The sequence below is a fragment of the Telluria antibiotica genome (assembly GCF_011682055.1).
GTDB classification, from domain to species: Bacteria; Pseudomonadota; Gammaproteobacteria; order Burkholderiales; family Burkholderiaceae_D; genus Telluria; species Telluria antibiotica.
The window spans coordinates 180775-193552 of the sequence record NZ_JAAQOM010000014.1 but is presented as its reverse complement, the minus strand read 5'-3'; the positions used below and the strand labels follow the sequence as shown (position 1 = coordinate 193552).

Genomic DNA, 12778 nt, shown 5'->3' with positions numbered 1-12778 from the left:
ATTGCGGTAGGGTGGGCACCCCGTGCCCACGCGTAATGTTCGCGACATGTTGGCGTTACGCGTGGGCACAGGGGTGCCCACCCTACGGTTAATGTAGGTGTCACACCGTAAAGATTACGCCTTCGCTTCGCCGCCCAGCGCCTCGACGAGATCCGCCAGCATCTTGGCCAGCTCGCCCGTCATCAGCATGACGTCGTTATCGAAACGCTCATCGTCGCTATAGGTGATGGTCTCGTTTTCCTTGATGACGTCCAGCGGCTTGACGCCCTTGACGGCCAGTTGCTCGGTCAGCACGAACGAGATGCGGCTGTTCCACGTCATCGCCAGGCGCGTGCACTGCTTGCCGTTGGCGATGTGGCGGCGGATGTCTTCCGGGTCCAGCGAGTGCTTCACGTAGCGCACGGCGGCCTTGCTTTCGCCCGTGGCGCGCAGTTCCGTGTCCTGGTCGATCGTGAAGTTGTACGGCGCTTCGTCCGATTCCAGCCAGCCCGTCATGACGGCGACCGGCGAACGCTGCACGCGCAGCGATTCCAGCGGCAGCTTGTCGACGGCCTTCAGCAGCAGCTTGATGACGTCGTCGGCCTTGCTCGGGCTGGCAGCGTCGACGATGAGCCAGCCGTTGACGGGGTCGATCCACGTCCACACGTTGCCGCGGATCGAGAAGGCGCGCGGCAGCAGCTCGTCGGCCACGCGCTCCTTGAGTTCCTTCATCGCCTTCTTACCCGGCGGGAAGCCCTGCTGCTCTTCCAGCTCGGCGGCCTTGGCCTTGGCGACCTGGTTGATGACCGAGCTCGGCAGCAATTTCTTTTCGGTGCCCAGCATCATCAGCATCTGCTTGTTGACGACGTGGACGAGCTTGCCATTGCCACGTGGCGAATCCCAGCCCTGGCGCAGCAATTCGTTGCTGCTGGCGGGCGTGAACGCCTGCGATTGCAGGGCCTCTTCCATCTGTTCAGGGGAGAAATTCCACGGTGCGGGCAGGCGGTAGATCTGAAGATTCTTGAACCACATAACGTTGCTTTCGGTTATCTCTTTATTGCAAAGGAACGACATTCTACACGTTGATCACGCGCAAAATCATGTCGTCCGGATCGGTTTTTCAATGTGTTGCGCGTTCGTCAAACAAGCTCAATTGCTCGACGGATTCCGTGTCGCTGAGGCGCACGCCGACGCCCAGCAAACGCACGGGGCGGCTCGCGCGCAGCCAGCCCGTCTCCATCAGGTGGCGGTACGTCTCCATGTTCGGCGCGTAGCCGACGCACTCGACGGTCGTGCGCTGGAAGTCCGAAAACTTGATTTTTACGAATAATTTGTTGATGAATTTTTCGGCATTGTTGCGCTTGATCCGGCCGAGCAGATGCGCGTACAGGTCGGGCAGCAGCGCGAGGCAGCCAGCCAGGTCCGGCACGTCCGGCGTGTACGTCTCTTCCGTGCTGATCGACTTGCGCTCGCGCACGGGATTCACGTCACGGTAGTCGATGCCGCGGCACAAATCGTACAGGCGCGCGCCGAACGAGCCGAAGTGCTGCTGCAGCTTGTCCATATTCCAGTCGCGCAGGTCGCCGCACGTCTGCGCGCCGAGGCGGTGCAGTTTCGCGGCCGTCACCTTCCCCACCCCGAACAATTTCTTCACAGGCAGCGCAGCGACGAACGCGTCGATCTCGTCCGGCCGCACGAGGAACAACCCGTCCGGCTTGTTCCAGTCGCTGGCGATTTTCGCGACGAACTTGTTCGGCGCCACGCCGGCCGACGCCGTGATGCCGACGGTTTCAAAAATGCGGCGGCGGATTTCCTGCGCGATCAGCGTGGCGCTGCCCTTGCAATGCGGCGAGTTCGTCACGTCCAGGTAGGCTTCGTCCAGCGACAGCGGTTCCACGAGGTCAGTGTAGTCGCGGTAGATGTCCATGATCTGGTGCGACGCGACCCGGTACTTTTCCATATTCGGTGGAATGAGGATCAGGTCCGGGCAGAGTTTCACGGCCTGCGCCGTCGCCATCGCGGAATGGATGCCGTAGCGACGCGCTTCGTAGTTGCAGGTGGCGACGACGCCACGCTGCTCGGCCCGCCCGCCGACGGCCAGCGGCCGGCCGCGCAGGGACGGGTCGTCGCGCATCTCGACGGATGCGTAGAAACAATCGCAATCGCAGTGGATGATCTTGCGGACGGGGTCGTTCACGATGACGGTCGCCCGCGCCGAGCGACTACTGTAATTGCATACAGTATCGCTGGGAATTAGGAATAGTGCAAGAGGGAACGCCGCCGCAGGACGCGGCGGCGGATGAGGCAGGACGGCTTACTTCGTGATGCTGGAATAACGGCACGACTTGGCGTGGCCCGGGGCCGGGTCGCCGAACACGGCGTTCGTGCAGGCGACGGAACCGGTGAACGTCTTCGTCACATAGACCGTCGTCGTGCCGTAGCGCACGTCACGCGTGCCGCTGAACGTGCAGGTGCCATTCTGCGAGGCGCAGAAGGTCCAGGTTTCGGTCGGCGACGTCGTCGTCGTCGTCGACGCCAGCGCCGCGTTCACGGCGGCGGCCGCGTCGATGATGCCCGCGCCGCAACCCGAGCACGCGGCCGGGAACGAACGTGCCGTCGACTTGAGCTTGGCGGCGACGTCGTCCGGCGTCAGGTTCGGGTTCGCCGACAGCATCAGCGCGACGACGCCGGCCACGTGCGGGGTCGCCATCGACGTGCCCATGTACCAGGCGTAGTTGTCCGCGACGGGGGTCGTCGTGCCCGAGTTCAGCGTGGACAGGATGCCGGCGCCGCTGTCGCCACCCGGTGCCGCGATGGTGACGTTGGTGCCGTAGTTCGAATACGACGCCTTGCCGCCGGAACGGTTCGTCGCGGCGACGGTGATCACGCCCGCACAGTTGGCCGGGTTCGTGTTGATCGCATTCGTGTTCGCATTGCCTGCCGCGACGATGACGACGGCGCCGCGCGAACGGGCACTGTTGATCGCGTTCTGCGTCGTGGCGTCGCAGGCGCCGGTGCCGCCCAGCGACAGGTTCAGCACGCGCGCCTTGTTGGCGTTGGCCGGCACGCCGGTGACGGTGCCGCCCGAGGCCCAGACCATGGCGTCGGCGATGTCCGACGTGTAGCCGCCGCAACGGCCCAGCACGCGGGCCGGGACGATCTTCGCGTTGTAGGCGATGCCCGTAATGCCGAGGCCGTTGTTCGCTTTCGCGGCGATCGTGCCGGACACGTGGGTGCCGTGCCAGCTCGAGTTCTGGTCCGCGGCCGGGATGCCGGTGCCGCAGCTGCCGGCCGGCGTCCAGTCACCCGGATCGCTGGCGTCCGTGTCGCGGCCGCCGCCGTCGTTGGCGATGGTGGTCGTGGAGATGAAATCGAAGCCCTGCACGATCTGGCCGGACAGGTCCGCGTGCGGACGGTAGCCCGTGTCGATCACGGCGACGTTGACGCCGGCACCGGTCGACTTGTCCCACGCGGCGGGCGCGTTGATGCCGCCCGTCGTTTCGAACAGGTCCCACTGCTGCGTGTAGCTGGGGTCGGTCGGCGTGGCCAGCGGGACCATGACGCGGTCCGGCTCGGCGTACTCGACGTTGGCGTCGCGCGACTTCAGTTCGGCCGCGAGCTGGCGTGCCTCGTCGAGCGACATGGCGCGGTTCAGCTGGAACACGTTCGCGCCGTTCGCCGTCGCGCGCAGCGCGCGCAGGGTGGCGCCGTACGTCTGTCCGGCCCGGTCGGCGAGGGCCTGGCGGGCGCGGTCGATGGCGCGGGCCGCAACGCCCGTCCGCGACGTGTCGCCGTTGTCCTTGTACTTGACGATCAGGCGGTCCGTCTGGGTGGCGTAATGCGTGACCGGCCCGGCGTCCTGGCCGGCGGCGCTGGCGACCAGCGGGCCGGCGGCGATCAGGGCCGCTGCACAGATTTTCAACAGGGGAGAAAGCTTGTGGCGCTGCGTCATGCTGCATCCTTTCCGTTAACTGAACTGAGCAGCGTAACGAAAAACGGCCCGCTTGGGGCCGTTTTCGGGATTTTTACCACAGGAAAATTTACGTTAAGTGTTTGAATTTTAACGATAATTATCCAATATGAAATGGTTGGATTACCACGTCAGCTTGAGCGTGTACTTGCCGCTCGTCGAGCCCGTGCCGCCCGCGTAGTAGACGACGCGCACATAGCGGGCCACCGTGGTCGAGCCCGTATTCGACGACGTCGCCGTATCCGCGCTGCCCGTGCCGTTTTCGCTGTACGACAGCATCGTGCCCGCGCTGTTGTAGATGTACAGGTCGTAGTCGGACGTCGAATTCGGCGTCATCGTGGCCGTCAGGGTTTTACCTGCCGGCAGTTGGACGACGAAATAATCCGTATCCGACGAGCTGCTCATCGTGCCGTTGACCGTCGTGCCCGACGTCGTCACGCTGTTCGCCGTGCCCATCGTGTTGTTCGACTCCGTTTCCGACATCGTGGTGCCCCCGCCCGTGCCGGCGGCGGCATCCACCGCGGCCGACGCGTCGACGATGCCGGTGCCGCAGCCCGAGCAGCTGGCCGGGAACGGCCGCGTGCTCGATTTCAGGCGGCTTTCGACGTCGTCCGGCGTCAGGCTCGGGTTCTTGGCCAGCATCAGCGCGACGACACCGGCCACGTGCGGCGTCGCCATCGACGTTCCCATGTACGAGGCGTAGCTGTCGGCGCCTGGCGACGTGGTGCCGGCGTTCAGCGTGGACAGGATGGCCGCACCCGAGTCGCCGCCCGGCGCCGCGACGTCGACGATGGTGCCGTAGTTCGAGTACGACGCGCGGCCGCCGGAACGGTTCGTCGCCGCTACCGCGATCACGCCCGAGCAGTTGGCCGGGTTGCTGTTGCTGGCGTCCTGCGACTCGTTGCCGGCGGCGACCACGACGACGGTGCCGCGCGAACGGGCACTGTTGATGGCGTTCTGCGTCGTCGTGTCGCAGGCGCCGCTGCCGCCCAGCGACATGTTGATCACGTGCGCGCGCGCCGCGATGGCCGGCACGCCGGATACGGTGCCGCCCGATGCCCAGATGATGCCGTCGGCGATGTCGGACGTGTAGCCGCCGCATTTGCCGAGCACGCGCACGGGCACGATCTTGGCGCCATAGGCGACGCCGGCGACACCGGTGCCGTTGTTCGTCAGCGCGGCGATGGTCCCGGCCACGTGGGTGCCGTGCCAGCTCGAGTTCTCGGCCGGCTGGCCGGTGCCGCACTCGCCCGCCGCGACCCAGTCGCCCGGATCGCTGGCGTCGCTGTCGCGGCCGTTGCCGTCGTTCGAGACGGCCGTGTCGGAAATGAAGTCATAGCCGGCCAGGATCTGGCCCGACAGGTCGGCGTGCGGACGGTAACCCGTGTCGATGACGGCCACGCGGATGCCGGAGCCCGTCGACTTGTCCCAGGCGGACGGCAGGTTCAGGCCGCCCGTCGCTTCGAAGTAATCCCACTGCTGGTTGTACATGGAGTCGTTCGGCGTGAACAGCGCGTGCATCATGCGGTCCGGCTCGGCGTACTCGACCGAAGCATCGCGCGACTTCAGCTCGGCCGCCAGTTTCGCGGCGTCGGCCACGGACACCTTGCGGTCCAGCTTGAAGATGCGGGCGCCGGTGGCGATCGAGTGCGATTCCTTCAGCAGCATGCCGAACTGCTGGCCGGCGCGATCGACCACGGCCTTGCGCGAGGCCGACAGCGGCGCGGCAGTGCGGGCGACGGCGGCCTGCATCCCCTTGGCGCCCTTGACGACGACGGGCGCGCTCTCGTCCTTGTACTTGACGATGATGCGGTCGGTCAGGTCCGAGACGGCCATGCGCTGCGTGGCGTGCGCGGCCGCCATGTCCGCGTTCGTGCCCGCGGTTGCAACGCCGGCGCCGAGACCGAGGATGGCCACGGCGCACAATTTCAACACTGCCGGATACTTCGATTGCTGAGACTTCATGTTTATTCCTTTTTAGAAAAACACAAAAGTTGGATTTCCGCAGGCACGTATATGCCTGAGATCTAGTTGTGTCGACGCCATTTTGTGGCTTCGATTTCCCATCTGAAAAGCGGGGAAGCCAGATTAGCGTGAAAGGAATAAACGTGTAGAAATTTCACATTTGAATTCGATGTCTATACAACACTTTTAGGGGTTGATAGCGCTAAAACCTAGATTCTTTGGAAAAATGTGAACTCAGCAGAACAAGATATTGGATTTTTCGAACCCGTGAATTAACAATGTTTCGTGACTATCTGGCGTTGCGCACAGATCGGATTTATCGCTATTGATATCGCTCAATCGTCAGGGGGTTTGAGCACCCTGGGGCAGTTCGGGGTCAGAGCCCTTTTTGGTGCACGATCTTTAAAGAACTTCAGACTCGGAATGGCGCACGCTTGTGCGATGGGGGACGTCGACAGCGCAAGCTCACCTGAACGGTTCGTTATGCGCCGGGACATTGATCGAAAATGTGCTCTGACCCCGAATTAAAAAAGGCCGCGGTTGCTCGCGGCCTTGTCTGACGGCAGGTATGTCGTTATTCGTCTTTGGCAAATTCCGGCATCGCCGAGGAGTGGTGATTCACGATCTTCCAGTCGCCGTCGATTTTTTTATAGATATACGTGTAGCGTGCCCGCACCTTGGCCGGCTTGCCGTTCTTGACGACGTCGAAGGTGTAGGCGCCGCTATCGAAGGCGGAATTGTCGCCCAGGAGGCGAATCTGGCGATAGTTGATCGTGCCATGCGGCTTCAATGCCAGGAAGTGATCGAAATAGTCGGTGATCTCTTCCGGCGTCGCACGAATCTTGTTCGACACGGTCGGTTGCAACACGCCGTCGGGCGCGTACAGCTTCGCGACTTCGCTGCTGTGGCCCGTTGCCAGGGCCGCATTCCAACGGTCAAACAGCGCGGCAATTTCCCTCTCCCCCGCCGTCGCGGGTGCAGGCGCCGCCTCGTGATAGGTGACGGGCGATGCCGTGGCGGCGCAGACGGTGGAAGCGGCAAGCAGGGAAGCGATAAACAGCAGAGATTTCACGTTGATGTCCTTTCATTGATATCCGGGGAGGCGGCATTCGTACGAACTGCCGACGAACCCAGTATGCGGCGCCCGTCCGGATAAAAAATCCGCCACTCGGGGGCAATGACATATGCTGGTCGGCATATAATCGACTGATGACTTCGGCGACTTCCATGCATCCGACCACCCCGTCCGGCTCCCCCGTTGCGTCTTCCGACAGTGCGCGCGTGACCCGCACCCGCTATCGCCTTGGCGAAAGCAGCACGGCCCGATGGCGCCTGCTGATCGACGCCGCCGCCATGCTGGCCGACGGTGGCGCCCGGCCTGCGGCGCTGTCGACCGTGCTGGGCAAGGCACTGGCTTTCCTGGCGCTCGACGACGGCGTGCTGCTGCAGGCGCAAGACGATGGATTGTTCGTCCGCGCTGCCCAGGGGCCGGTGACGCCGGCCGGCGCGCGCGTCACGCCCACGCACACGCTGCTCGCGGCGATGCAGCACAGCCAGCAAGCGGCGCTCGTGCGGCAGGATGTCGTCAGTGCGCTGCGCATCGGCCGCGAGCGGCAGGCCGGGCTGGAAGTGCTGGTCCCGCTGCGCTTCGACGACAAGAACCGCGGCATCCTCGCACTGCTCGGCGGCGCCGCGGCGGTGCCGCCCAATGCGGAAGACCTGGTCACCTTGCAAGCCCTGGCCACCCTGCTGGCATCGGTGCTGGCCGCGTCGTCGCAGGCGGCGCGGGCGGCGGCACCGGATCCGGCCGCCGTGCGCACCCTGCTGACGCCGCGTGAACTGCAAGTGTTTGCGCTACTGCCCAGCGGCATGACGAACGCGGAGATGGGACAACGGCTGGGGATCGCCACCGGCACCGTCAAAGTGCACGTGGAACGCATCCTGCACAAGCTGGATCTCGGCGACCGCACGCAGGCCGCCGTGCGGGCAGCGGATTTCGGGTTCGGGGCATGACCGGACGGATCCTCCTTTCACATCCCCGCCACTGGCCGCTGGCGCTGAAAGGCGGCCTGATCATCGCGGCCTCGACGCTGCTGCTGCTGGTCTCCACGATCACGAGCTACCGGCTCGAGCGCAACACCGCGGCCGTCACCGTCGACATACTGCGTACCATGCAGGTGCAGAGCGACATCGAGCGTCTGCATACGCTCATCGCCGAGGCCGCCACGGGCGTCCGCGGTTACCTGCTGACCGGGCGCGACGATTTTCTCACCCCCTATCGTGCCGCCGGCGAACGGTTGCCCGCCACGCTGGACCACCTGCGCGCCAACGTGCGCGATCCCGAACAACGCGAGCGTCTGCTGCGCGTACTGCCGCTCGTGCAGGACAAGCTGGCCAGCCTGGACCAGTTGCGCCGCATGCGCAGCGCCAGCACCGCCGAACTGCAGGATCACCTGTCGAGCAGCAAGCAGATTCTCGACCGGCTGCGTGCCGAAATCCGCGCCATGAGCCGGCGCGAGGCGGTACTGGTGGCGCAGCACACCGCGGACCTGCAACAGGCGACGAACTGGAATCTCTGGACGACGATCGCCATCATTCCCGCCAGCGTGGCCGGAGCGCTGGCCACGCTGCTGTTCACCGTCGGGCTGGTGCGCAGGGTGCGCCTGGCGGCCGAGAATGCCGAACGCCTGACCCGCGACCAGCCGCTCAAGCCCACGCCTGACAATACCGACGAACTGGGCCAGCTGGCGCAGCGCCTGCACCAGGCCAGCCTGCTGCTGGCCGGCCGTGCATCGGCGGCACAGGCTGCCAGCCTCGCGAAGACCGAATTCCTGGCGCGCACCAGCCACGAGCTGCGCACGCCGCTCAACGCCATCCTCGGCTATGCGCAACTGCTCGAAGCCGATGTGCGCGAACCGCGCAACCGCGACCATGCGGCGCAGATACGCATCGCCGGCCAGCATTTACTTTCCCTGATCAACGAAGTGCTCGACATCGGCAGCATCGAGGCCGGCAAGCTGACGCTGGAATGCGCACCGGTGGCGATCGCGCCGCTGGCGGCGGAAGCGCTGGCACTGATGCGGCCGCTGGCACGCCAGCGCGCAGTCGACCTGAGGGTCGATGCCGCGGCGCCGGACAGCACCGCCGTCGCGGATCGGCAGCGCCTGCTGCAAGTGATGCTCAATGTGCTGTCGAATGCGATCAAATACGGCGCGCCCGACAGCCAGGTCGAGATCAGCTGGCGCAGCGCCGGCGGCATGGTCTGCATCGACATCGACGATGCCGGACCGGGGATCACGCCATCGCACCGGTCCCGGCTGTTCACGCCGTTCGACCGGCTCGGTGCCGAACGTGGCAAGACGGAAGGCGCCGGCCTCGGACTGGCCGTTTCGAAAGCGTTGATGCAGGCGATGCAGGGCGACATTGGCCATGCGGGACGTGCCGGCGGCGGCAGCCGCTTCACGCTCACCTTGCCGGCGTCGAGCGCAGCAGCGGCCCCGGGCCCTGCCGCGCCCGCCGTGCACGAGGCGCCGCCATCCCATGCCGGGAATCGCATCACCCATCGCATGCTGTGCATCGAAGATGACGCCGCCACCCGCCTGTTGATCGCCACGCTGCTGCAGAGGCGGGCACACTGGGAATTGACGGTCGCCGAGGACGTCGAGCGCGGCATGGCGCAGGCACGGCAGCTGCAGCCGCACCTGCTGCTGGTCGGCGCCCAACTGGCCGAAGCCGACGCGTCCGCCGTCGGGAATGCGGTCCTGCTCGGTGCGCCGGCGGGGCCCGCGACTGCGCACTGGCGGCACCTGGCCAAACCGCTCAAGGTGCCGGAGTTCTTTGCCTTGCTGGATCAGATGGAGCAACCGACATGATGGAAGAAGAAGTGCTGGCCGCGCGCGTGCTGATCGTCGACGACCAGCCGGCCAACCTGCGCCTGCTCGAAGACCTGTTCATCGGCGAGGGGCTGACACAGGTGGTGGGCACCACCGACGCGCGGACCGCGCTGGGGCTGTTCAACGCCTTCGATCCGGACTTGATCGTACTGGACCTGATGATGCCCGAGCTCGATGGTTATGCCGTCCTGGAACAGCTCAAGCGCCGCGGCGACCCGTACGACTTTCGTCCGGTCCTCGTGATTACGGCCGACGCGACGGCCGAAGCCAAGCGGCGCGCGCTCGCGCTGGGGGCGAAAGACTTCCTGACGAAGCCTTTCGATACGCTGGAAGCGATGCTGCGGGTGTGGAATCTGCTGGAAACGCGCGTGCTGTACAAGCGCCTTCAGGCCATTGCGCCGAAGGATACGCTGGCGCCGCAGAGTTACCGCGGGCGCCGCGATTAGAACCTGTCCCGGTCCGCCGGGACAGGTTCCAGTAGGGCTTAGAAATTGCCTTTGAACTGGACGCCGTACGTGCGCGGTTCGTTCGTGAAGCCCGTCAGGTTGTTGAAGTCGATCGCGCCCGTGATGCGGCGCTGGTCGAGGATGTTGCGGCCGAAGGCGGCCACTTCATACTTGCCGTCGTCCCAGATGTAACCCACGCGCAGGCCGCCTTCCGTCAGCGCCTTGCCCGTAAACTCTTTCGCTTCGTACAGGAAGAAGTTGATCTGCGAACGGTACGACCAGTCGGTGTAGACATACATTTCGCCATTGGCGACCGGCATGCTGTAGCGGGCGTTCAGGTTGACGATCCACTTCGGTGCCTGCGGCAGCGGGTTGCCGTCGATGACGACGCGGCCCGCGGCGTTCAGCGGATCGGTGATCGTGCAGGCGGCGCACTTCGCCAGCGACAGGCTCGGGTCGCGGATTTCCGTGAAGTTGTACGACGCGCTGGCGCCGACGCGCAGGTCCTGCGTCACGAGGCCTTCGAAGTCGAACTCGGCGCCGCGGCCGTCGGTCTTGTTCGCGTTGATCAGCTTGGTGACGTTCGTGTTGCCGCCGACGACGGTCAGCTGCTGGTTCTTGACCGTGTAGTCGTACACCGAGAACGCGGCGCGGGCGCGGCGCTCGAACAGGTCGGCCTTGATGCCGCCTTCGTACGACGTGATCGTCTCGGCGTCGGCGACGGTGATGCCCACCGGTGCGAACGTCGAGGCCGGCGCGATGCTCGGGGCGCGGAAGCCCGTCGCGATGCGCGCGTACAGGTTGACGTCACGGTTCAGCTTGTACGTGGTCGACAGATCCCAGTTGACCTTGTCCTTGCTTTCGCTGACGCTGTTCGGGCCCACCGGGGTGAAGCCGATCGCGGTGACGGTGGCGAAGTCCTTCTTGTCGTCCGTGTAGCGGATACCGCCGCGCACCGACAGGGCGTCGTTGATGTTGTAAGCCACGGAACCGAACGCGGCCCAGGCCTTGTTGTTCTGCTCGCTCGCCTGGCGCGACGTCTGCGCACCGGTGGCGCTGTTGTAGCCGTCGCTGCCGCCCGTCACGTCTTCCTTGAAGTAGTACACGCCGGCCTGCCAGTGCAGCGGGCCCGCATCCTTCGATTCGACGCGGAATTCCTGCGAGTACTGCTTCAGCTTGTCGATGAAGCCGCCCGTCTCCGACTGGAACGGGATGAAGCCCGGACCCGCCGGCGTGCCGCCGTCGATGTCGCCGCGGCTGTAGTAATTGCCGACCGACTCGTAGCCGGTGATCGAGTGGAAGATGACGGGACCGAGGTCCCAGCGCAGGCGGGCGTTGGCGCCGTTGGTCTTCAGGTGCTGGTAGTTCTGCGCGTTGGTGACGATGCTGTCGAGGTCGTAGCCGTCGACGATGTCGTTCGTGCCCTTCTTGATCAGGTTGGCGCGGAACAGGCGGGCGCTGCCGGTGGTCATGCGCTGGTGCACGTTGAACAGTGCGCTGAACGTGGTATCCGGCTTGTACAGGAATTGCACGCGCTCGGCATGTTCGTTGTAGCCGTCCAGGTCGCCGGTCTTGTTCGTCTTGGCGACGTCGCTGTAATTGCTGACGTAGTCGTCACGGTGCTGGCGCAGCGTGGACACGCGCATCGCCCACTTGTCCGACAGCGGCACGTTGACGGCGCCTTCGACGTTTGCGGTGCCGTGCGTGCCGTACGACAGGTTGTAGTAACCCTCGACCTTCTTGAAGTTCGGCTTCTCGGATTCGAACTTGACGACGCCGGCAGGGGTGTTGCGGCCGAACAGCGTGCCTTGCGGGCCGCGCAGCACTTCCACGCCGGCCAGGTCGAACATCGGGAAGCCCTTCAGGATCGGGTTTTCCTGGACGATGTCGTCATAGATCAGCGACACGGGTTGCGAGGCGAAGGTCGAGAAGTCGGTGTTGCCGTAGCCGCGGATGTAGAAACGGGGGAACGTGCGGCCGTTCGAGGACTCAACGTTCAGGCTGGGGGTCTTGCCGGCCAGCACGCGGATGTCCTGGCCACCGGACACGAGCACGTCCAGCTTCTCGCCCTTGATGGCGGTGACGGACACCGGCACTTCCTTGATGTTCTCGGTACGGCGCTGTGCCGTCACGGTGACGGTCTGCAGTTCGGTCGCCTGCGCAGTCTGGGCCAGGGCCACGCCGCCGGGTACGGCTGCGAACGCCAGCATTGCGCCATGCGCGGCGATGACGCGCTTGTGCATCTTGGACATCTTGATCATTGAGTTTTTCCTAGCTGGGAAGAGTGAAAAAAACTGCCGCGTTGTCTCCGCCGTCTCTCCTGCGGCACCTCGTGCGAGGCAGGCCTGTGGGCCTCGGCAAGTCGCATCTGATTGTGGATGTCTGAATCTTGCCGGCTTGTAAAACGGCAATTGTCGATTATGTGTATATCCTTATGCAAGGAATACGATCCGGCCTACACATCCTTACAACAGTTTGTTGTATATGAGAAAGTGGGACTTTGCATTCGCTGTTCACTTTTTTTG

9 protein-coding genes are annotated in these 12778 nt (G+C 64.7%); 3 read left to right on the top strand and 6 right to left on the bottom strand.

The genetic code is table 11. The annotated features are described in order from the left end of the window. Positions 1 to 114: 114 nt before the first annotated feature. The 5 genes from HAV22_RS22410 to HAV22_RS22390 form a co-directional block, all read right to left on the bottom strand. A complete protein-coding gene (locus HAV22_RS22410; protein ID WP_166861985.1) occupies positions 115 to 1011 on the bottom strand; it encodes a recombination-associated protein RdgC in 897 nt (298 codons plus the stop codon). Between the two features lie 88 nt (positions 1012 to 1099). After that, a complete protein-coding gene (gene dinB / locus HAV22_RS22405) occupies positions 1100 to 2176 on the bottom strand; it encodes a DNA polymerase IV (protein ID WP_166861984.1) in 1077 nt (358 codons plus the stop codon). A gap of 117 nt (positions 2177 to 2293) precedes the next feature. Further along, positions 2294 to 3931 carry a S8 family peptidase gene (locus HAV22_RS22400; RefSeq protein WP_166861983.1) on the bottom strand — a complete coding sequence of 546 codons (1638 nt, stop codon included), beginning with the start codon at positions 3929 to 3931 and terminating at the stop codon, positions 2294 to 2296. Positions 3932 to 4072: 141 nt separating this feature from the next. Then, positions 4073 to 5914 (bottom strand): S8 family peptidase, encoded by a 1842-nt coding sequence (locus HAV22_RS22395; protein WP_166861982.1) that lies wholly within the window; start codon positions 5912 to 5914, stop codon positions 4073 to 4075. 574 nt (positions 5915 to 6488) lie between these two features. After that, a complete protein-coding gene (locus HAV22_RS22390) occupies positions 6489 to 6986 on the bottom strand; it encodes an SgcJ/EcaC family oxidoreductase (protein WP_166861981.1) in 498 nt (165 codons plus the stop codon). A gap of 155 nt (positions 6987 to 7141) precedes the next feature. On the opposite strand from HAV22_RS22390, the gene HAV22_RS22385 reads away from it, so the two are divergent. From HAV22_RS22385 to HAV22_RS22375, 3 genes are read left to right on the top strand one after another with little or no spacing between them, the layout of a single operon-like run. Next, the gene (locus HAV22_RS22385; RefSeq protein WP_166861980.1) at positions 7142 to 7927 is read left to right on the top strand and encodes a helix-turn-helix transcriptional regulator; all 786 of its coding nucleotides are present in this window, start codon (positions 7142 to 7144) and stop codon (positions 7925 to 7927) included. After that, complete coding sequence (locus HAV22_RS22380; RefSeq protein ID WP_166861979.1) at positions 7924 to 9786, top strand: hybrid sensor histidine kinase/response regulator; 1863 nt, start codon at positions 7924 to 7926, stop codon at positions 9784 to 9786. Before HAV22_RS22385 ends, HAV22_RS22380 begins: the two co-directional genes overlap by 4 nt. Next, positions 9783 to 10253 carry a response regulator gene (locus HAV22_RS22375; RefSeq protein ID WP_166861978.1) on the top strand — a complete coding sequence of 157 codons (471 nt, stop codon included), beginning with the start codon at positions 9783 to 9785 and terminating at the stop codon, positions 10251 to 10253. Before HAV22_RS22380 ends, HAV22_RS22375 begins: the two co-directional genes overlap by 4 nt. A 38-nt stretch (positions 10254 to 10291) precedes the next feature. On the opposite strand, the gene HAV22_RS22370 is transcribed toward HAV22_RS22375, so the two are convergent. Beyond that, entirely contained in the window at positions 10292 to 12514 is a 2223-nt protein-coding gene (locus tag HAV22_RS22370; protein ID WP_166861977.1) for a TonB-dependent receptor, read from the bottom strand. Between the last annotated feature and the right edge of the window lie 264 nt (positions 12515 to 12778).

What these genes read in the sequence shown, in the direction of transcription:
- HAV22_RS22370 (WP_166861977.1), bottom strand. Translation starts at nt 12,514, where the DNA reads ATGATCAAGATGTCCAAGATGCACAAGCGCGTCATCGCCGCGCATGGC.
- HAV22_RS22395 (WP_166861982.1), bottom strand. Translation starts at nt 5,914, where the DNA reads ATGAAGTCTCAGCAATCGAAGTATCCGGCAGTGTTGAAATTGTGCGCC.
- HAV22_RS22385 (WP_166861980.1), top strand. Translation starts at nt 7,142, where the DNA reads ATGCATCCGACCACCCCGTCCGGCTCCCCCGTTGCGTCTTCCGACAGT.
- HAV22_RS22410 (WP_166861985.1), bottom strand. Translation starts at nt 1,011, where the DNA reads ATGTGGTTCAAGAATCTTCAGATCTACCGCCTGCCCGCACCGTGGAAT.
- HAV22_RS22375 (WP_166861978.1), top strand. Translation starts at nt 9,783, where the DNA reads ATGATGGAAGAAGAAGTGCTGGCCGCGCGCGTGCTGATCGTCGACGAC.
- HAV22_RS22380 (WP_166861979.1), top strand. Translation starts at nt 7,924, where the DNA reads ATGACCGGACGGATCCTCCTTTCACATCCCCGCCACTGGCCGCTGGCG.
- HAV22_RS22400 (WP_166861983.1), bottom strand. Translation starts at nt 3,931, where the DNA reads ATGACGCAGCGCCACAAGCTTTCTCCCCTGTTGAAAATCTGTGCAGCG.